The sequence below is a fragment of the Pedobacter sp. Bi126 genome (assembly GCF_918698245.1).
Lineage (GTDB): Bacteria > Bacteroidota > Bacteroidia > Sphingobacteriales > Sphingobacteriaceae > Pedobacter.
On sequence record NZ_CAKKMS010000007.1, the window covers coordinates 131,261 to 150,489 of the forward strand.

Annotated in this window: 20 protein-coding genes; 8 read left to right on the forward strand and 12 right to left on the reverse strand. The window is 38.9% G+C overall.

Going from position 1 to position 19,229, the window contains the following annotated elements; all coding sequences use genetic code 11:
- Nucleotide 1: 1 nt before the first annotated feature.
- The 3 genes from LQ201_RS22150 to yiaA all read right to left on the reverse strand — a co-directional run bounded on the left by LQ201_RS22150 (nt 2) and on the right by yiaA (nt 3,277).
- Nucleotides 2-1,363: a glutamine synthetase family protein gene (locus LQ201_RS22150; RefSeq protein WP_230145853.1), complete on the reverse strand. Its 1,362-nt coding sequence runs from the start codon at nt 1,361-1,363 to the stop codon at nt 2-4.
- Nucleotides 1,363-2,676: an ethanolamine permease gene (gene eat / locus LQ201_RS22155; protein WP_230145854.1), complete on the reverse strand. Its 1,314-nt coding sequence runs from the start codon at nt 2,674-2,676 to the stop codon at nt 1,363-1,365. The genes LQ201_RS22150 and eat overlap by 1 nt, the downstream gene beginning before the upstream one ends.
- 193 nt (nt 2,677-2,869) lie before the next feature.
- Nucleotides 2,870-3,277, reverse strand: a complete 408-nt coding sequence (gene yiaA / locus LQ201_RS22160; RefSeq protein WP_116252319.1) for an inner membrane protein YiaA — start codon at nt 3,275-3,277, stop codon at nt 2,870-2,872.
- Nucleotides 3,278-3,445: 168 nt separating this feature from the next.
- Between yiaA and LQ201_RS22165 the strand changes: the two genes are divergently transcribed.
- Both LQ201_RS22165 and LQ201_RS22170 read left to right on the forward strand, forming a co-directional pair.
- Nucleotides 3,446-4,942, forward strand: coding sequence for an NAD(P)H-hydrate dehydratase (locus LQ201_RS22165; protein WP_230145855.1), 1,497 nt, complete (start codon nt 3,446-3,448; stop codon nt 4,940-4,942).
- Between the two features lie 130 nt (nt 4,943-5,072).
- Nucleotides 5,073-5,774, forward strand: coding sequence for an AIM24 family protein (locus LQ201_RS22170; protein WP_230145856.1), 702 nt, complete (start codon nt 5,073-5,075; stop codon nt 5,772-5,774).
- 561 nt (nt 5,775-6,335) lie between these two features.
- Here LQ201_RS22170 and LQ201_RS22175 read toward each other — a convergent pair.
- The 4 genes from LQ201_RS22175 to LQ201_RS22190 form a co-directional block, all read right to left on the reverse strand.
- Nucleotides 6,336-7,193: an anti-sigma factor domain-containing protein gene (locus LQ201_RS22175; RefSeq protein ID WP_230145857.1), complete on the reverse strand. Its 858-nt coding sequence runs from the start codon at nt 7,191-7,193 to the stop codon at nt 6,336-6,338.
- A 2-nt stretch (nt 7,194-7,195) separates the two neighbouring features.
- Nucleotides 7,196-7,747 carry an RNA polymerase sigma factor gene (locus LQ201_RS22180; RefSeq protein WP_131027860.1) on the reverse strand — a complete coding sequence of 184 codons (552 nt, stop codon included), beginning with the start codon at nt 7,745-7,747 and terminating at the stop codon, nt 7,196-7,198.
- Between the two features lie 114 nt (nt 7,748-7,861).
- Nucleotides 7,862-8,755, reverse strand: a complete 894-nt coding sequence (lipA, locus tag LQ201_RS22185) for a lipoyl synthase (protein WP_230145858.1) — start codon at nt 8,753-8,755, stop codon at nt 7,862-7,864.
- 194 nt (nt 8,756-8,949) lie between these two features.
- A complete protein-coding gene (locus LQ201_RS22190) occupies nt 8,950-9,381 on the reverse strand; it encodes a GNAT family N-acetyltransferase (protein WP_230145860.1) in 432 nt (143 codons plus the stop codon).
- Nucleotides 9,382-9,833: 452 nt separating this feature from the next.
- On the opposite strand from LQ201_RS22190, the gene cysS reads away from it, so the two are divergent.
- The 6 genes from cysS to LQ201_RS22220 all read left to right on the forward strand — a co-directional run bounded on the left by cysS (nt 9,834) and on the right by LQ201_RS22220 (nt 16,026).
- Nucleotides 9,834-11,294 carry a cysteine--tRNA ligase gene (cysS, locus tag LQ201_RS22195; protein ID WP_029278504.1) on the forward strand — a complete coding sequence of 487 codons (1,461 nt, stop codon included), beginning with the start codon at nt 9,834-9,836 and terminating at the stop codon, nt 11,292-11,294.
- A gap of 44 nt (nt 11,295-11,338) precedes the next feature.
- Nucleotides 11,339-12,019, forward strand: coding sequence for an aspartate/glutamate racemase family protein (locus tag LQ201_RS22200; RefSeq protein WP_230145861.1), 681 nt, complete (start codon nt 11,339-11,341; stop codon nt 12,017-12,019).
- Between the two features lie 432 nt (nt 12,020-12,451).
- Nucleotides 12,452-12,841: an endonuclease domain-containing protein gene (locus LQ201_RS22205; RefSeq protein ID WP_230145863.1), complete on the forward strand. Its 390-nt coding sequence runs from the start codon at nt 12,452-12,454 to the stop codon at nt 12,839-12,841.
- A 178-nt stretch (nt 12,842-13,019) separates the two neighbouring features.
- The gene (locus LQ201_RS22210) at nt 13,020-14,003 is read left to right on the forward strand and encodes a M28 family peptidase (RefSeq protein ID WP_230145865.1); all 984 of its coding nucleotides are present in this window, start codon (nt 13,020-13,022) and stop codon (nt 14,001-14,003) included.
- 89 nt (nt 14,004-14,092) lie between these two features.
- Nucleotides 14,093-14,950 carry a nuclear transport factor 2 family protein gene (locus LQ201_RS22215; protein WP_230145866.1) on the forward strand — a complete coding sequence of 286 codons (858 nt, stop codon included), beginning with the start codon at nt 14,093-14,095 and terminating at the stop codon, nt 14,948-14,950.
- 191 nt (nt 14,951-15,141) lie between these two features.
- Nucleotides 15,142-16,026 (forward strand): glycerophosphodiester phosphodiesterase family protein, encoded by an 885-nt coding sequence (locus LQ201_RS22220; RefSeq protein ID WP_230145867.1) that lies wholly within the window; start codon nt 15,142-15,144, stop codon nt 16,024-16,026.
- Between the two features lie 226 nt (nt 16,027-16,252).
- Here LQ201_RS22220 and LQ201_RS22225 read toward each other — a convergent pair whose 3' ends face one another.
- From LQ201_RS22225 to LQ201_RS22245, 5 genes are all read right to left on the reverse strand, one after another.
- Nucleotides 16,253-16,441, reverse strand: coding sequence for a hypothetical protein (locus LQ201_RS22225; RefSeq protein WP_029280597.1), 189 nt, complete (start codon nt 16,439-16,441; stop codon nt 16,253-16,255).
- Between the two features lie 140 nt (nt 16,442-16,581).
- Entirely contained in the window at nt 16,582-17,103 is a 522-nt protein-coding gene (locus tag LQ201_RS22230; protein ID WP_230145868.1) for a hypothetical protein, read from the reverse strand.
- Between the two features lie 260 nt (nt 17,104-17,363).
- Nucleotides 17,364-17,867: a hypothetical protein gene (locus tag LQ201_RS22235; protein ID WP_230145869.1), complete on the reverse strand. Its 504-nt coding sequence runs from the start codon at nt 17,865-17,867 to the stop codon at nt 17,364-17,366.
- Nucleotides 17,864-18,451 (reverse strand): class I SAM-dependent methyltransferase, encoded by a 588-nt coding sequence (locus LQ201_RS22240; RefSeq protein ID WP_230145870.1) that lies wholly within the window; start codon nt 18,449-18,451, stop codon nt 17,864-17,866. Before LQ201_RS22240 ends, LQ201_RS22235 begins: the two co-directional genes overlap by 4 nt.
- A gap of 10 nt (nt 18,452-18,461) precedes the next feature.
- On the reverse strand, nt 18,462-18,950 hold the full coding sequence (locus tag LQ201_RS22245) for a DinB family protein (RefSeq protein WP_230145871.1): 489 nt from the start codon (nt 18,948-18,950) through the stop codon (nt 18,462-18,464).
- Nucleotides 18,951-19,229 lie beyond the last annotated feature (279 nt).

Genomic DNA, 19,229 nt, shown 5'->3' on the forward strand with positions numbered 1-19,229 from the left:
GCTAAATAATTTCTAAATACCTTTTCAATTCCCAATCGGTTACTACTTTAGCATATTGCTTGCATTCCCATTCGCGGGTCATGGTAAAATGATCAACGAAATCTCCGCCCAATAATGTTTTGGCCAGATCAGAATTTTTCATCTTTTGTGTTGCTTCAAATAGATTACGCGATAGTATGCCGTTCGATAAATCGGTATATCCGTTTCCTTTGGTGGCCGGTTGTTCGAGTTTTAATTTATTTTTAACACCGTACATTCCTGCTGCCAAACAGGCCGAAAGTGCTAAATAAGGATTGGTATCCGAACCCACTATGCGGGTTTCTAAACGCGAAGCCTTTTTGCTTCCAGGTAATGCGCGCAATGCAGTTGTACGGTTATCGATTCCCCAGGTTACCGTAGTTGGCGCCCATGCGCCTTCAACTAAACGTTTGTAACTGTTTATGGTAGGGGCAATCAATGGTAAAAGGTATGGAAGGCAATACAACTGACCAGCGATATAACTTTTCATTATTTCGCTCATTTTAGCTGCATCTTTTTCATCGTAGAACAAATTGATCTTCTTGTCTGCGTCCCAGAGGCTTTGGTGCACATGGCCACTGCATCCCGGTAAGTTTTCGCTTATTTTGGCCATAAATGTGGCGAGGATACCATGTTTATAGGCGATTTCCTTTACGGCTGTTTTAAATAATATGGCCTGGTCGGCAGCTTGCAAAGCAGGAGCATATTTGATGGCCGCTTCGTAAACCCCTGGTCCGGTTTCGGTATGCAAACCTTCAATCGGGATATCGAATTTATTTAGCAGTTCGAACAGATCGCTCATAAACTCATTTCGGTAAGTGCTCCTCAAAATGGAATAACCAAACATGCCTGGACTTAAAGGTTTTAAATTAACGAAACCTTTCTCTTGTATCGTCTCTGGCGTTTCTGAAAAATTGAACCATTCAAATTCCTGTGCAAAGAGCGGCGAAAATCCTTCACTTTCACATTCTGCAATCACTTTCTTTAGCAACTGCCTCGGACAGACAAAACTTGCCTGATCCTGATCGTCAATAAAATCGCCCAAAAAGAACGGCACGTCATTTTCCCAGGGAATTTTCCGAAAGGTACTCAAGTCGATTTTAACTTGTGCATCGGGATAGCCGGTATGCCAACCTGTATATTTTCCATTTTCATAAGCCACATCACCTGCATCCCAACCAAAGGTAACATCACAGAAACCCAATCGGCCTTCAACCAGGGATGCGAATTTTTCGGCAGCTACATATTTCCCCCTTAAAATACCGTCGATATCGGCAACGGCTAATTTTACTTTTCCAGAGGGATGATTTTTAACATAATCCAGAATTTCCTTGCTCGTATTCATTAATCTGCCTTTTTAAATATTTTATATAGAAGAAATATGCCCAAAATAATACCCGAATAAATTAAACCCAATTTAAGATTATAAATCAGCATTGCGATGAAAGAAACGCAGGAAATAATTAATGCAATAATGGGAAATAACGGATAAATTGGTGTTTTGAAAGGTCTTACCATTTCTGGTTTGTTTTTCCTCAGTACCATTACCGAAATCATCGAGATGATATATAAAGTTAATGCGCCAAATACAGAAATGATAATAATTTCGGCAGTTTTACCTGATAAAAGTGCGATGATACCAATCACCATATTGCCAATTAATGCATTTGCGGGTGTTTGGAATTTAGGAGAAATTTTTCCGAGGATAGCCGGGATACTTTTTACACGGCCCATCTCGTAAGTAGAACGGCCGGCTGCCAAAACTAATCCATGAAAGGAGGCTACCAGGCCAAATAACCCAACCGTGATGAGTAAATGATACATCAGGTGGTTATCGCCTGTGATCATCGAAAGGGCGAGTGGTAAAGGCGAATCAGAGGTTTCGCCCGATTTTCCGTTTTTATACACAATGGCTTCCCAGCCGCCAATGCCAATGGTGGAGATAAAAACAAGCACACATAAAACAACCAATGTAAATATGCCCCAGCCAAAGCCCTTGCCGATATCTCGCTGTGGGTTCTTGGTTTCTTCGGCTACATTTGCAACGCCTTCAATACCCAGGAAAAACCAGATGGCAAAAGGGATAGCAGCAAAAACACCGCTCCAACCATTTGGGAAATTGTTATGGACCAGGTTTTCTGCATGAAATTTAGGCAATGTAATGCCTGAGAACAATAACAGTTCGCCAACGGCCAAAACGGTAATAATCACTTCGAACGAAGCCGCGGCTTTTACGCCATATACATTTAGGGCGGTGAAAATAAAATAAACTGCAATTGCACTGGTGAGGATGGGGACCTGTGGAAAGAAAGCATTAAAATAAGCACCAATGGCAAAGGCAATGGCAGGTGGTGCAAATATAAATTCGACCATTTGGGCAATACCTGCAATAAAACCGATGTTTTTACCCAGTGCGGTATTGGCATAATCGAAAACACCACCGGCTTTTGGTATCGCACAGGCCAGTTCGGCATAGCTGAAACTAAAGGTAACATACATTACCATAATGGCAACCGTAGCGATGGCCATACCCAGTGTGCCGCCTTTTTCAAGACCTAAGTTCCAACCGAAATACATCCCCGAAATCACATATCCTACACCAAGCCCCCACAGCATAAAGGGCGTAAGGGTTTTCTTTAAACTATCTTTTTGTTCCATTGACAGGATGATAAGATTTAAATAGGTTTATATTAATTGCCCGGAAATGATAAACTATTAACCTCGGTATCTGGTGTTTAAAGTAGTAATTATTTTTTAGTTAAGGAGATAATATATTTGTTTTTGGTTAAAAATAAAAAACCAATGCTTAAGCATTGGTTTCAATAAAATTCGTTAAGATAAGCTGTTTTGGCTATTCCAAATCACGGTTTTTATTCACGATCTGGCTGTCTCTCGTATTTTTCTGCACTGTAATGGCGCCAAATAGCGAGAGTAAAAAGGCAAAGGCATAAAACCCTTTTTCGCTGGGCAGCAAAGTAGCATTCCATAAACCGATTACCAATAAAGTAATGGTTAAGAGCGTAGAAAACCAACTGATACCGTAATAAATTTCAGTAACCGGAATTCCTTCCAATTTATCGCGAACAGCTTTTTGTAAAGAGATTACGGCGAAAAGGCCAAACATCAATACGGTAAAATAATATCCTTTTTCATTAAGAAGCATATCAGAACGCCATAGGCCTACAATAAAGCCGATCATTCCGATACCTAATGCAATCCAGGCAGCTGCCACGAACGCATTCGATGGTTTTTGATTCATTGTTTTGAGATTTAATTTAATTCAATAGACAACGCTAAAGATTGGCAAAAGGTATAAAAATTAAAAGACAGTACCTTAAATTATTTTGGAATATCAGCACCTTGGGGATAAAAAATCAAACAAAATCCCATCTTTTGCATTATAGCTGTATAACCTTATCTTAGTTATATGCGAACATTGCTTACTTCTGCCCAAATGCGTAATGCCGATCAGTTTACGATTGCGAATAAACCAATAGCATCAATCGATCTGATGGAAAAGGCTGCAAGGGCTTTTGTTCAAACTTTTTTAAGAGACGAGTTTGATACCAATAAAAGCGTTGCTATATGCTGTGGTAAGGGAAATAACGGGGGAGATGGATTAGCCATTGCCCATTTGCTTATCGCTAACGGATACGAGAATATAAAAGTTTACATCATCAATTTCAGTAAAAAACAAAGCGACGATTTTGCCATCAACCTACAGCGGATTGAAGAAACGAGATGCAAAAAAACGATCATCAACCAGGTTTATGACTTAAAGAACCTGAAAGCCGATTTAATTATCGACGCCATTTTAGGCTCCGGTTTAAATAAACCTTTAAGCGGAGAATATGAACAGCTGGTTCAGGTCATTAACAAGCTGAATAAAAAAGTGTATGCAGTTGATGTACCCACTGGTTTTTTTGCGGAAGGCAAGCTGCCTAAAGATTACAACGGTATAAAAGCCTATAAAACAGTTTGTTTTCAACGGCCGAAGATTAACTTTTTCTTCCCAGAGTCGGCCATGGCAACTGAAAAATATGAGGTGGTTGATATTGATCTGGATGAGGCTTTTATCCAAAAACAAGAGGCAGATTTTTATTTGGTGGAAGAAAGTGATATTGAAAAGATCCTGAAGCCCCGAAAATTGTTCAGCCATAAAGGTACTTACGGCCACGCACTGATAATCGCGGGAAATAGCAATACCATGGGTGCGGCTTTATTGTCTTCGATGGCCTGTTTACACACAGGGGCGGGATTAACCACAGCCTGTATCCCACAGAGCGGATTAACCGCCTTAAATATAACCTTACCAGAAGCAATGGCGCTACCAAGGGACGAATACACGAGGATAGAGAATCCCAAGAAATATCAGGCAATTGCTATTGGCCCAGGTTTAGGTACTGAGGCTGAGAATGAAAAACTGCTCGAAAGCTTGATTATGGCCAACCAGGCAATGATTATTGATGCCGATGCTTTAAATATTCTGGGCGAAAGACCCGATCTAATCAATAAACTTGCCGCAAATACCATTCTTACCCCACACATGAAGGAATTCGATCGGTTATTCGACGAACATGATAACTGGTGGGACAGGGTGCAAAAGGCTATAGAACAGGCCATGCAAAAGAAGATCGTTATCGTGCTTAAAAACCAGTATACTTTTATCTGCCTGCCTACAGGTAAGGTACTCATCAATCCTACGGGCAATGCGGCAATGGCGCAAGGGGGAATGGGGGATATTCTTACCGGTATTATTGCAGGCTTTGTCGCACAGCAATATTCGGCAGCAGATGCCGCTATTTTAGCGTGTTACATTCATGGAAAAGCAGGCGATGCTTTAGCGCACGAACACTTTGTGGTTACCGCCTCTCAGGTTGCAACGAGGGTGTCTAATGAAATTAAAGTGCTCATATCCAATTAGTTTGTTCGTTGCGTGTAGTTAGCCACAATTGTGGAGAAAAACTGGTATTAATCTACTATGCTTCTAGTTTATAATTTATAGTTTAAGGGAGTATTTAAAATAACAGATATCTTACGGAAAACAAATTATTATGGCACAAAAAGAGTACACGCTGAATGAATTAATTCAGGAATCGGCAGAGAATCCAAATGAAAACGATTTTTTCGAATTAGAGAAACCTGCCATGCTGGAGGTAAATCTAAAAAATCAAAAAATATTGGCAAAAGCAGGTTCGATGGTTGCTTACATTGGGAATATCGATTTTAAAAGAGAAGGACTATTGAGCAAAGGTTTGGGTGGTTTGTTAAAGAAAGCCATATCTGGCGAAGGTACTTCGCTGATGCACGCCACTGGAACAGGTAAATTATATCTGGCCGATGAGGGCAAGAAAGTAAAGATCATCAAACTTCAAAATGAAGCGGTTTTTGTAAATGGTAATGATGTATTGGCTTTAGAAGACAATATTAAAAACGAAATAAAAATGCTAAAAAGCATTGCAGGGATGATGAGCGGTGGTTTATTTCAGGTTAAGTTATCGGGCAGTGGCTATATTGCCATTACCACACATGGCGAACCGAATCTATTAAGGGTTACCAGCAATCAGCCTGTGTACACTGATCCTAATGCTACAGTAGCCTGGTCTGAAAACTTAACACCAAATATTAAAACCAATTTAACTTTCGGGTCTTTTATCGGAAGAGGAAGTGGCGAATCTTTCCAATTAGAATTTTTTGGCGAGGGATGGGTTTTGGTACAGCCCTACGAAGAGGTGAAATACGCAGCGAAATCTTAATCATCGAATCGTCATCTCGACCGCAGTGTTCCAAAGGAACTCCTTTAGAGGAGAGATCTTTAAGACAAGGTCTCTCTGCATGTGTTAATCAGGTGTTGAGCTTCGTTTAGCAGAAATATTTATCCACTTTTTTGGAAAGCACATGCAGAAGCATTTAGGCAACGATAGTCCTGCCATTCGCTTTACCGCTCTGCGTTTGGTGTTCGCTGTTGTCAGGTTTAGGCGGCGCGGCCATTCATCATATTTAAGGTTGCATAGAGCAAAACCTATGGCTTAATAGGCTATTCTCTTATTTGCAAGAGGGTATTGGTACAGCCTTATGAAGAGGTGAAATACGTAGTGAAATCTTAATATAGTAGCATCGTCATTCCCAACTTGATTGGGAACCACGCAGTGCTCATGAATGCCTTTGAAAAGAAGAAAGCCTATGAATAATCGTAATGAAATAGGCTTTAAGATTCCCGCCTGCGCGGGAATGACGGCGTAATGCTTGTAAAAAAACTAAAAATCCCAGCATTGATAAAATGCTGGGATTTAATATTTTAACTAAATAATCTCTTTTTAAACACCGCCCATTACGGTTAATTTATCCATTGTTGGATTAACACTTCCGCCCATAGGCTCTATAGTTACCGCAAAAGCCTGTGCTTCCTGAATGGTCTGCATTTTTACCAATGCTTCGTTATTAGTTGAATCCGTTTTGCCGAATACGCCTAAACTTACCGGTTTCCCGTTTACCAAAGCCCATAACTGATATTGATGTGCTGCATCGGTTTTTGGTAAATCCATTGCTACATAGTTAATTAGCACACTTTTATCTTTTTTGTTCCAGTAAACTTTCATTTTCGAGCTCGGGCTAAAAGCTTGGCCAGCCATTCTGATGGTTGCCCATTCTTTGCTGTCGGCCATTGCAGCCATATTATCTAAACCCTGGTTTTCGAACTCTAATTTGCTTACTACGCCAGCAAATTTTTGTTTATCCAGATTCAAACTTGCAATTTGGTCGTGTGCAGCATTTAGCTTGTTATAGGTAATAAACAATGCCGCTGTACTTACTACCAATAAAGCTATACAAGCAACTAAGGCATAACGCAAAGTTCTTACTTTGGCATCGCTTCCATCTAAACGTATAATTCTTGGTTCTTCTGTATAAATTGGTTCGGGTTGAACATTCACATGCTCTTCAACTTCACTTAACCCCAACTTTTCGAATAATCTTGTTTCTACATCTGCAGATGGTTCTACAGCATTTTGCATAGCATATTGCTCCATAGCTTGCTCAATGGCAGCTATTTCATCTCTTACCTCAGGGTGTTGAGATGCCATTTCCTCAACCTGCAACGCTTCTTCAGGTGATAAATCACCTAAAACGTACAGCTCAAGTACTCCAGATTCGATATATGCTTTTAAATTTTCCACGCTCAATTAAAATTCCTTCTCAATTCAATAATAGCCAACCGGATCCGGGTTTTCACCGTACCTAATGGCAGATCTAACTTTTCTGCGGCTTCCACATGAGTGAAACCCTTGTAATAAACTAAATCAAGAACTGCTTGTAGATCCGGTTTAAGGTTCTCCACAAGTTGCTTAACTCCAAGAATATCAGGATTAAACGTTACCTTGTTTTGTTCATCAACGAAACTTACGTTATTTTCTATATCTTGGTTTTTGAGTGAATTCTTAAAGTCTTTAGAACGTAGTTTGTCGATTGATAAATTGCGGGCAATGTTCATCATCCACGTAAACAAACGTCCTTTGGTATTGTCATAGTGTGCAGCAGACTGCCAGATTTTTACAAAAGTTTCTTGTAGTACATCCTCAGCAAGCTCTGTGTGGGTAATAATGCGCGAAATAACGCCATAAAGCGCTGACGAATACATGCTGTACAGTGTTTTTAGAACCGCGGGATCTTTCGATTGCAGTGCTTGAACAAGTTCAGGCTCAGTTAGGGTTAATTTTTTTAATGCAGTCACTATTGGTTACTAAGATACAATACAGAACAGTAAAAGCAAAAAAATGTTTTGTAAATGCATTCCGCCAGGGAGTACGATTATAAAATATTTTAAATCCCTACTTATATAAGTGAATTATGCAATCCCCTCAATTGGAAAAAGGTGTTTTTCTGCATGATAAGATGAGCGTACCAGCGGGCCGCTTTCTACATACTTTAAACCTTTTGCTAAACCAGCCTCTTTATACATCGCGAAAGTATCCGGATGGATCCAGTCTACAACAGGATGGTGGTTGCGTGTAGGTTGTAAGTATTGCCCTAAAGTTAAGATATGCACACCATTTGCAACTAAATCGTCCATGGCTTCGAAAATATCTTCTTCGGTTTCGCCTAAGCCGAGCATAATGCCTGTTTTTGTTCTTAAACCAAATTCAGAAATTCTTTTTAAAGCTTCTAAACTTCTGTCGTATTTAGCCTGAATGCGCACTTGTTTGGTTAAACGCTTAACCGTTTCCATATTGTGCGAAACCACCTCTGGCCTTTCTTCCAATACGCGGTATAAATTATCCCACTGACCCTTAAAATCGGGGATTAAGGTTTCTAAAGTAGTAACTGGACTTTCTCTGCGTATAGCCTGTAAGGTTTCTGCCCAGATGATTGAGCCGCCATCTTTTAAATCATCACGATCTACCGAAGTAATTACACAATGTTTAACACCCATTAATCTTACCGAATCGGCAATGCGGTTAGGCTCGTCAACATCAACGGCTAAAGGGCGGCCTGTGGCTACAGCACAGAAAGAACAGCTACGGGTACAGATGTTACCCAAAATCATGAAGGTTGCCGTGCCTGCACCCCAACATTCGCCCATATTAGGACAATTTCCGCTTTCGCAGATGGTATGGAGCTTGTGCGTGTCTACTAAACTGCGAACTTGTGCATATTCTTTACCAACGGGTAATTTTACACGCAACCAATCTGGTTTACGTTTTACTTCAGTTACAGCAGGTACTACCGGTAAATCAATCATGGTACAAAGTTAATGAATAGGATTGAAATGTTACAATGCAGAAATGTTTGAAGGTTGTAATAATTGTGGTGATTGTTAATTGCGGGTTGGCTAACTTGCGAAGTCTGGCTGGGCAGGGCCGGAGCTAGACTTCGCAAGTTTAGCAAGGACTGCCTGTGGTTGTCAGATATTTCTATCTGACATTATTGAAATAATTAAATCACATTCATTTCAAACGCGATCTGTCGTTTATTTTCCTTAAAGCCAAGCCGCTCGTAAAATTTGTGGCTTTCAGTGCGTTTGATGTTACACCTTACTTTTAGTTTTTTTACTTGATGCTTTTTCGCCCAAAGGTTTACATTTTCGATCAACTGCTTCCCGATTTTTAGGTTTCGGTAATTTTCGTCTACTATTAGGCCCCCAATTTCGATAAATGGATCAGATTCTAACCTTAAAGTATAAAAACCGTGAATCCAGCCTACTACTTTGCCATCAACTAAAGCAACAAATGCGCAGTTTTCATTACTGTTATTAATGCGTTTAATTCTGGCTGACGTTTGCTTGATGTCACTTTCGTAACCCAATTGAGTAGAAAGTGTGGCTACGCTTTCGGCATCTTTTTCCGAAATTTCTCTGATCTGAACCATTTATTGATGTTTTGATAGATGAAGCTAAAATTAAAGATTAGATTTTGTTTTTACCGCCAGATGGTAACATCTGACAGCACACCGCGTGCCAGGCCAATTTGCGAAGTCTCACAAGGCCAGAGGCTGGATAGACTTCACAAGTTAGTGTCGGTTTTTTTAAGCCAAAAGCAGATGAATAACCAAATTAAACCCTATTGAAGCGGCAGCCTGAGCCCCTTCGACGAAGCTACAGCAGAAAGAGGGACTGCTGTACCCGATAAGCAGTAATGCACCTTTTTCTAGTGTTTGAGAAAAATCAACACTATAAATAAATTTTGTTTTACTTTCAGATGGTAACATCTGACAGCACAGATGCTGCACTGAACCTGTTGATAAATGTTACTTAAAAATCATAACCTTAACATTGCAACTTTTAACGTTTTAACTTTCTAACTTAATCTTACATTTGCAATATGAATACTGGCTTACAGCTTTATAATACGCTTTCGCGCAAAAAAGAACTTTTCCAACCCTTAAATGCACCCAATGTTGGGATGTATGTTTGCGGTCCTACTGTTTATAGTGATGTGCACTTGGGTAATTGCCGCACGTTTATATCTTTCGATTTAATTTTCAGGTACCTTAAATATGCTGGTTATAAGGTGCGTTATGTACGTAATATTACCGATGCAGGCCACTTAGAGGGCGATAGGGACGAGGGCGACGATAAGTTTGCAAAACGTGCAAAATTAGAGCAGCTTGAGCCAATGGAAATTGTACAGAAGTACACTTTAGGTTTCCATGATGTAATGCGCATGTTCAACACGCTGCCGCCAAGTATTGAACCTACCGCTACAGGGCACATTATTGAGCAGATCGAAATGATTAAAGTAATTATTGCCAACGGTTACGGTTATGAGATTGATGGCAATGTGTACTTTGATGTAGAAAAATATAGCAAGGAATATAATTATACCATTTTAACCAACCGCAATCTGGAAGATATGCTGAACAATACCCGCGAACTGGGTGGACAGGATGAGAAACGTGGAAGGTTAGACTTTGCGCTTTGGATAAAAGCGAAACCAGAAACCCTGATGCAATGGCAATCGCCATGGGGCATGGGTTTTCCGGGCTGGCATATCGAATGTTCGGCTATGAGTGCTAAATATTTGGGCGCTGAGTTTGATATTCATGGTGGTGGAATGGATTTGGCAGCAACACACCATACCAATGAAATTGCACAATCTGAGGCTTGCAGTCATAAACAACCTGCACGTTATTGGATGCACACCAATATGCTTACCGTAAATGGTACGCGGATGTCTAAATCGGCCGGCAATGGTTTTCTTCCTTTAGAGTTATTTACAGGTGATCACGCTTTATTGAAAAAAGGCTTTAGCCCGATGACGGTTAAGTTTTTTATGTTGCAGGCACACTACCGCAGTACCTTAGATTTCTCGAATGAAGCTTTAGATGCTTCGGAAAAAGGATTCCGCCGCTTAATGGCTGCTATTGGTTTGTTAGATAAGTTAACGGTTTCTGAACAGAACGATTTCGATATCGATGCATTGAAAGAGAAATGCATCCACGCGATGAATGACGATTTTAACAGTCCGATTTTGATTGCCGAACTGTTTGAAGCGGTAAGGATTATCAATACCGTTTACGATGGTAAGGGCAAAATCTCTGCAGAAGCATTAGAAAAGTTAAAACAACTGGTTAACGATTTCGTATTCGATATATTAGGACTGAAAGATGAAGATGCCGGAGGTAACGACTTAAATGGCGTTCTGGATATGGTGATTAACTTAAGAACAGAAGCGAAAGCGAATAAAGATTATGCCACTTCCGATCGTATCCGTATTGGCTTGCAAGAGTTGGGAATCCAGCTTAAAGACGGCAAAGAGGGAACGACTTGGAGTAAAGCGTAGTTAGTCCTGAGTCTGCAGTCTAAAGTCACAAGTCGATTTTAACAATGAGAAAAATTGGTTTAGTAGGCGGCATTAGCTGGGTATCTACTATAGATTACTACCGTTTTATAAATGAGGGTGTAAATGAGCGTTTGGGTGGGTTAAATTTCGCTGAATGTTTAATTTACTCCCTTAATTTTGGCGATGTTCAGAATAAAACCTGGGAAGGATCGTTTGATCTTTTGCTCAATGCTTGCGAAAGTTTAAAACGAAGTGGAGCAGAAGCAATTGTACTCTGCGCCAATACCGCGCATCTTTTTGCCGATCAGTTACAAGAAAAAACAGCTTTGCCAATTATCCATATCGGTACCGAAACCGCTAAAGCCATAACTGCTAATGGAATTAAAAATATAGGACTCCTAGGGACCGTATTTACCATGGAAAAAGACTTTTATATAAAAAAGCTCGAAGACCATGGGTTACGTGTTTTAGTACCATCAAAGAAAGAAACCCGCGATTATATACAGTTTACCCTTAAAGAAGAATTAGGTAGGGGTGTGATATTGGAAGAAACCAGGACACAATATATCCAGATAATTAATGATCTGATTAAGGAAGGAGCTGAGGGGATAATTCTGGGGTGTACCGAAATTCCCATGCTGATCAGTCAGGATGATTTTGAGATTCCCGTTTTTGATACTACCAAAATTCATTGCCAGGCGATTGTGGACTATATGCTTTCGTAACTAACAAAGTATTGGGTTTTCATATTCTGAGGTTTAGCGATAATGAGGTAATGAATGATATCGAGAATGTAGATAGGACAATTCAGCATTATATTGTAGAATGGGAGCAAGATCATCCCCAGATCCTTTGAAATGAAAGATTTTTTGCAGGGTCATCCCCCTGCCCCCTTCAAAGGGGGAGGAATTAATCGTGAAAAAATAAACCCTTTGCATTTTGAGTTCATCAAGGAATCAGTCGTCTTTGAAAGGGAAAGAGTTAAGTGTAGGAAAATAAGTCTCATAGATTTTTAGGCTCATCAAGAAATCCGTCCCCCTTTGAAGGGGGCAGGGGGATGAAGACGATCATATTAATTTTAAGATGAATAAAAGCAGAAAATTGTTTGCTATATTCATTTTTCGACTTTTAACTGTTAACAAAAGGTTTAAGATATCATGGATAACAACCACTATAATTCTAAATTAAAAACTTTTGCTAGAGGCCATCGAAATGATAGTACAAAAGCAGAGATAAGAATGTGGTGTGAATTGTTGAGGAATAAAAAAATGCTCGGATATTCTTTCTTAAGACAGCGACCGATCGCGAATTATATTGCGGATTTTTTCTCAAAGGATTTAAAGTTGGTTATCGAGGTTGACGGCCTTAGCCATGAGTGGGAGGGACAATTTGAAAAAGACAAAGCACGAGAAGATATTTTAAAAGCATTGGGTTTTCATATTCTGAGATTTAGCGATGATGAGGTAATGAACGATATCGAGAATGTAGATAGGACAATTCAGCATTATATTGTAGAATGGGAGCAAGATCATCCCCGGATCCTTTGAAAGGAAAGATTTTTCGCAGGGTCATCCCCCTGCCCCCTTAAAAAGGGGATGAGTTAATCGTGAAAAAATAAATCCAATGCATTTTGAATTTATCAAGGAGTCCGTCCCCCTTTGAAGGGGGCAGGGGGATGAGAGAGATAATTACACTACTTCAAACTATTTTCCGTTACATTAAACAATGAATAAAAAACTTTTAATACTGCCTTTATTCGCTTTAGTTGCACTTCAGGCTTGTAGGAATAAAACAAACCAAAATGCTGATGAAAATGGAGAAAAGACAGCTGCTACTTTAATTTCTCCTGATTTTAATGCCGATAGTGCTTATGCCTATACCAAAGCTCAGGTAGATTTTGGCCCGAGGATTCCGGGTACCATGGCTCATCAAAAATGTGCCGATTATTTAGTGGCTAAACTCAAATCGTTCGGCGCTGATGTAACTGTTCAGGGCGAGAAAACACAAACTTATGATGGCAAAAGCTTTCAGCTGAAAAATATTGTTGCCGCTTTTAACCCAGGTCAAAAAAAGCGGGTTTTAATTACGGCACACTGGGATGCCCGGCCGTTTTCTGATCAGGATACCGATCCCGCCAATCATGCGAAACCTTTCGATGCGGCAAATGATGGTGCGAGCGGGGTGGCAGTGATTTTGGAAATGGCACGTCAGATTCAGCAGAAACAGCCAGATGTTGGGGTTGACTTTGTATTGTGGGATTTGGAAGATTATGGCAAGGCCAATGATGAAACACCCGATGAAACTACATGGTGTTTAGGCTCTCAATACTGGGCTAAAAAAGCAATGGCAACAGGATATAAAGCTTTGTATGGCATTAATCTCGATATGGTTGGTGGCGGTAGCGCACAGTTTACGCAGGATGAAATCTCTCGTCAAGCTGCTCCAAACGTAGTAAACAAGGTTTGGGGCATTGGTAATGAAATTGGTTATGCTTCTTACTTTACGAAAATTCCGAGCGGAAAACTGGTTGATGATCATTTTTGGATGAACAAGGCAGGCATTCCTTCTATCGATATTATCCATTATAATGATAACAGTGGTTTTTATATCAATTGGCACACGCAATTGGATAACTTGGCCAATATTGATAAAAATACGTTGAAGGCCACCGGGCAAACTGTTTTAGAGACCATTTACAGAGAAAAATAAGTGGCCTTAATGTGTAATTGTTAATTACTTTTAAGGCCATACATTAAAGAAAATTTTATATTCGCCAAACAATATTATCTTAATTAATAATGAAACAATTATTTTCAACTGCAATAGCTTCGCTTTTAGCCATAGGTGCTTTTGCCCAAAAAAGCGACGGAACAACCAAATCTTTAGTAAATGCTGAGAAGGATTTTGCTAAGTCGATTGCCAAAAATGGAGATAAAGAAGCTTTTATAGACTATTCAACCACAAGTACTTTAGTGTTCAGACCAAATCCGGTTAATGCCAAAACTTTTTACGCGGGTAAGGCAAATGCTGAAAACGATGTAACCTGGACTCCAAACCTGGCGAAAGTATCGCGCAGTGGTGATTTAGGTTTTACTACAGGACCATATGAAGTTGGTACTTCAGAGAAAAAATACGGTCAATACTTATCGATCTGGAAACCAGAAAATGGCAGATGGAAATTAGCTATTGATTTAGGAACGGAAAGCAATAAACCTTTGGCCAAAGTTACGCCACAGTTTATTGAACCTAAAGATCATGTTGCACCAAAGTTCTTAAACGAAAAAGAAATCAAGGCTGGGAAAGAAATTATCTTAACCACCGAGAAAACTTTAAATACTTTGTTAAAAACGCATGGAATTGCGGCATTTGGAGGTTTTTTGACCAGCGATGCACGTTTGCTTTTCCCAGGCAACGAAGCCATTGATGGAAAAGGAAAGATTATTGCGTTCTATAACGGAATGATCAGCAAAATTAACTTGAAAACAACAGGCGTAGATAAAGCAATCGGTAGTGATTTGGCTTATACCTATGGTGTTGCTACTATCGATTACAAAGCCGATTTACGTGAAAGTTTTAACTATGTTTTCGTTTACGAAAAGGGAGCTGATGCAAGCTGGAATTTAATTGTACAGGCCTTTGTACCAGCAGAAAGATAAATAAAAAATGTGAATTAAAGAGGGCTATCGATAAAAAGAAGCCCTTTTTTTATTCTATAATTTTGCCTTTACCTGCAGTTAGGTTGGCTCAATGCTTATACTTCGGTAGAACATTGATAACTTTCCTTTTCAAGTTGTTTATTAAAGTTGTCAACGCACAAATAAAACTACCCATTTTACGTTTAAAATTCATGCATAAAAAATTACTTTTACTCTCCACGCTCATTTTATTTTTCTTAAACGTTTCTGCCCAAAAGAAGAAATTCGATGTACAGGGCAAAGCCGGTGCACGTGGTATTATGCCCGAAAATACCATTGAAGGGATGTTAAAAGCGATCGATTTAGGCGTTACCACTTTAGAAATGGATGCCGTGATTTCGAAAGATAAACAAGTGGTGCTTTCGCAAGAGCCTTACTTTAACAACGAGATTTCTTTACAACCCAACGGTAAGCCGATTACACTAAAAGACCAAAAGAATTATAACATCTACAAGATGGATTATGAGGAGGTTAAAAAGTTTGATGTAGGCAGCAAAGTCCATAACCGCTTTCCCGGGCAGATGAAGTTTAAAGCTTACAAACCGCTGCTTTCTGAAACAATAGATGCGGTTGAGGCTTATGTTAAAGCACACAAGCTCGCCAAACCTGTATATAGCATCGAAACGAAAACGATTAAAAAAGGAGATAACGAATTTCATCCCGAACCTGCAGAATTTGTAGAGCTGATTATGGATGTAATTAATTCGAAAAAACTTGCCAAAAGAGTCATTATCGAATCTTTTGATATGCGTACGCTGCAATACCTGCACGAGAAATATCCAAAAGTACAAACCTCATTATTGATTGATGAAAAGGAACCCTTTGAAGATTATATCGAGAAATTAGGGTTTAAACCGACTATTTACAGCCCCTACTCGGTTTTGGTTGGTAAAGGTTTGGTAGACCGTTGCCATGAAATGGGTATTAAAATTATCCCTTGGACGGTGAATACGGTAAAGGAAGTGAATTATTTTATGAGCCTTGGGGTAGACGGCATCATTACCGATTTTCCAAACATTATGGGCCAGCTCAAATAATTAATATCAGCGGCATAAAAAAGCATCCTAATGTAATGGGTACGCTTTTTTATGCTTTAACCTATCGGTTGGTGTCTCACCGACCGAAATGAACATAGGAACAAGCTGGTTGGTGTGACACCAACCAGTAGATTTAACATAAATAGCAAGAAAATAGATGGGCATAAAAAAAGCGTTCAGATTTTAAATCCGAACGCTTTTTTTATGCTTTTATAACTGGAAAATCCTAGTGGTGTGCTTCTGGTTTTTCGTGCGCTGCTTCAGTTTTTTCATGATGAGCAGGTGCTTCTTCGTGGTTAAAGATTGGTCTGGTGAAATAAACAACCAATAATAAAACCAGAATCCATGCCGTTAATGGTAAAGCCCAAATGCCTTTTGTTTGCTGAACCGGTGCGTGTGAATCGTGAGCTGACATATCGAATATTTTTGATTTAAAGATTTATGCTTTGTAATTGTGCGGTAAAGATAGTAACAAAATTAAAATAACAAGGGCAATTCGGTGAATTGTATTATAAGATTAATCGGCCAGTTAAAAAGGATAAAAGGCAATGCCTTTTATCCTTGTAAATCGTAAATCATTGCTTTTGTGCTGTTCATTTTGCTTTTAATGCGGTTTTGGTGCTCCTGTAAAGTGCTTTGCTCATCCTGAACGGCATTAAACAGTTCTGCTTTTTTGAAATAATTTGCCGCTTCTGCGAAATTTTGCTGTTGCTCGGCATGTAGGCCCAAACATTCGTAAATGTGTGCTTCGCAAACACCAGGTACAAGTAAAGCCTTTTCTGCAACCTGTTTCACCAATTTGTGCATTTTAAGCGTAATCACAAGTTCCAGATAGGGTTTATAAACCTCTGGGAAATCGGCATCTAGCTCAATGCATCGTTTGTAATAATAACCTGCAGTTTTATAATCTTTAAAATGATGCTGATAAATGTCGCCCAACTGAAAATAAGCTCTTGCATAATCAGGGTCGAAAACAATAATTTCATTAAAATACTGAAGTGCCTTAGGTAATTCGCCCCAGTGCAGTTCTTCAATGGCCTGTAGATACTTTTCTTCTACAGTGGTATAAATGTCCATAACGGATATAATTAATTTTGATAAGCGGTTAAATGCTTAGCAAATGCGTAATAAATTGATTTTTAAATGTGGGTTTTGTTTGTTGAAACTTAAAACCGCGTTAAGGGTTGGGAAGGAAATTTAAACCAATACCCAAGCCCTTTATGCCACAAGACGGGCTAAAGCTTAATTGTTGGATATGTAGTTGACGTAGCATTTCTGTAAATTTTGATGCAAAGATATTTATTTTCAGTGAATTGCAAATTTTAAAATAAAGTTTTCTAATGGATTACGTGTGCGAGATAGATGATGCAATAACTCAGTAAACAAAATGCACTATTATAATTTAACGAATGGAACAGATTTTTTAACCGTTGCTGCGTATCGATAATTTTAGCCGCTATAAACCAAAAAAACAAGGAGACGCCAATATCGAAAAAGTCGAAATGGCCATTGGTGATATGGAATAATTGAAATAATTCGAGTACTATAACGAATAAAAGTGGAATGAAAACACAATTGAGGCGTTTTTTGAAAAGATCAAAATAAAATTCTTTTGAGGTTAAGGTGATGCAGAAAACCCATAAACCCTCAGGAAGTGAATAGATCAGGTATTCGTTTAGTGGCAAGCTTGCTGTGACAGCCTGTTTCAAGCTTTGGTAGGTTTTGAAAGAGATCAACTGAATGATAATCTGATTCACCAGGGTTTTATCAGTCCTGTAAAATACATATATGAACAAGCTGATTATCAAGGCAAAGAAAATATACCAATAGTGCTTTTTCAAGGTTTGGTGAAAATTAGAATTTTAAAATAGGAGAATGGCTTTAAAGCGATTTCTTTTTCAAGTTTAAACTGATTGATCGCTTTAATATGCGCTATGTAAAATAAAGATTTTAAATGGAACCATCCAGAACAAAAATTAAATAGCCTATCCAGGTGTTTTAGCCAATTATTTGGTGTAAAGTGGTTTAGAATTAGGAGTTTTCCACCTGGTTTTAAAACATTATGGCATTGCATCAGTAATTTTTCAGGTTGATCTGCAACAGCAATAACATGCGATAATACGACATAATCGAAACTATTTTCTGCAAATTCGAGTTGCTCGCCATTCATTTTGAATAATTCGATTTCATTTGTTGCATTTTTTTTAGCCACATTTAACATCGAAGAAGAAATTTCTATCCCGGTAATTTTGTGGTTTTTGTAAAGCGCGAAATGAGATCCGTTACCAACACCGATTTCGAGTAGGTTTCCATAGGGCAGTTGATTAATCTCATCGAAAAATTTTTTCTTTTGAGGTTTAAGAAAAACATCAACCAGTGGATATAAAAATGAAAACCGGTTATAAAAATTGGTTTGAGCGCTCAATTTTTTAGTTTTAAGAATTAAATTGAATTAAAGCATTTTTAATCTGCCGTCTATGCCTTAAAATATGAACGATGGCATGCTCTAACATTTGTTCTACATCGTATTGCTGCCCCCACCCTGTATTTATCTTTTTCGATTCGTCGAACTCTTCCATGGTGATGTCGGGATTTCTGGTGAAAAAGTCCTCGTTATATTTAATTGCTTCGCGGAGTCTTGAGATATAAGGTGTGATGTGGTCAAAGTGCAATCGTTCCGGCCTGACTGTTTGCAATCCAATAGAATTTTCGATATACACCGCATAACTGAACATCGAAGCAGTTACATGCGTTAAGATGGTTTGAATGGAAATGCAATCTGGATTTGAACTTTCTGGCTCAATGGTTTTAATCAGTTGATGTGGGCTAATTGGTTCGATTACCGCAATAAGTTCGTCAATCGCCTTTTTATATTCATCTATAAGTGCGGCTATAGCACCGGTAAGTTTATTGGCACCCATCATAAAACAAATATAATTGTTTCTGCTGGATTTATATTGGCCTGTACTTTTAGGTTGCTAGGTCTATAACAGCAATCAATAAAGGTAAATACGTGATGAAAAGTATTGTTATAAAATCTCTACGTTTCTGTCCTTTACTGATAAGACTAAAGATAAGGAATATTACAGTCGTAGATGCCATGGCAAACAACATCATAACTAGCATTCCACCATTGGCAGCACCACAACTGCTTTTTGGGCTCTCTGCAACCATGTGGAAAAAGTTAAAGCAAAAACCCCAAA

What these genes read in the sequence shown, in the direction of transcription:
- LQ201_RS22200 (WP_230145861.1), top strand. Translation starts at nt 11,339, where the DNA reads ATGAGAAAAATTGGTTTAGTAGGCGGCATTAGCTGGGTATCTACTATA.
- cysS (WP_029278504.1), top strand. Translation starts at nt 9,834, where the DNA reads ATGAATACTGGCTTACAGCTTTATAATACGCTTTCGCGCAAAAAAGAA.
- LQ201_RS22190 (WP_230145860.1), bottom strand. Translation starts at nt 9,381, where the DNA reads ATGGTTCAGATCAGAGAAATTTCGGAAAAAGATGCCGAAAGCGTAGCC.
- LQ201_RS22225 (WP_029280597.1), bottom strand. Translation starts at nt 16,441, where the DNA reads ATGTCAGCTCACGATTCACACGCACCGGTTCAGCAAACAAAAGGCATT.
- LQ201_RS22170 (WP_230145856.1), top strand. Translation starts at nt 5,073, where the DNA reads ATGGCACAAAAAGAGTACACGCTGAATGAATTAATTCAGGAATCGGCA.
- LQ201_RS22165 (WP_230145855.1), top strand. Translation starts at nt 3,446, where the DNA reads ATGCGAACATTGCTTACTTCTGCCCAAATGCGTAATGCCGATCAGTTT.
- lipA (WP_230145858.1), bottom strand. Translation starts at nt 8,755, where the DNA reads ATGATTGATTTACCGGTAGTACCTGCTGTAACTGAAGTAAAACGTAAA.
- LQ201_RS22220 (WP_230145867.1), top strand. Translation starts at nt 15,142, where the DNA reads ATGCATAAAAAATTACTTTTACTCTCCACGCTCATTTTATTTTTCTTA.
- LQ201_RS22210 (WP_230145865.1), top strand. Translation starts at nt 13,020, where the DNA reads ATGAATAAAAAACTTTTAATACTGCCTTTATTCGCTTTAGTTGCACTT.
- LQ201_RS22230 (WP_230145868.1), bottom strand. Translation starts at nt 17,103, where the DNA reads ATGGACATTTATACCACTGTAGAAGAAAAGTATCTACAGGCCATTGAA.
- LQ201_RS22150 (WP_230145853.1), bottom strand. Translation starts at nt 1,363, where the DNA reads ATGAATACGAGCAAGGAAATTCTGGATTATGTTAAAAATCATCCCTCT.
- yiaA (WP_116252319.1), bottom strand. Translation starts at nt 3,277, where the DNA reads ATGAATCAAAAACCATCGAATGCGTTCGTGGCAGCTGCCTGGATTGCA.
- LQ201_RS22205 (WP_230145863.1), top strand. Translation starts at nt 12,452, where the DNA reads ATGGATAACAACCACTATAATTCTAAATTAAAAACTTTTGCTAGAGGC.
- eat (WP_230145854.1), bottom strand. Translation starts at nt 2,676, where the DNA reads ATGGAACAAAAAGATAGTTTAAAGAAAACCCTTACGCCCTTTATGCTG.
- LQ201_RS22215 (WP_230145866.1), top strand. Translation starts at nt 14,093, where the DNA reads ATGAAACAATTATTTTCAACTGCAATAGCTTCGCTTTTAGCCATAGGT.
- LQ201_RS22245 (WP_230145871.1), bottom strand. Translation starts at nt 18,950, where the DNA reads ATGATGGGTGCCAATAAACTTACCGGTGCTATAGCCGCACTTATAGAT.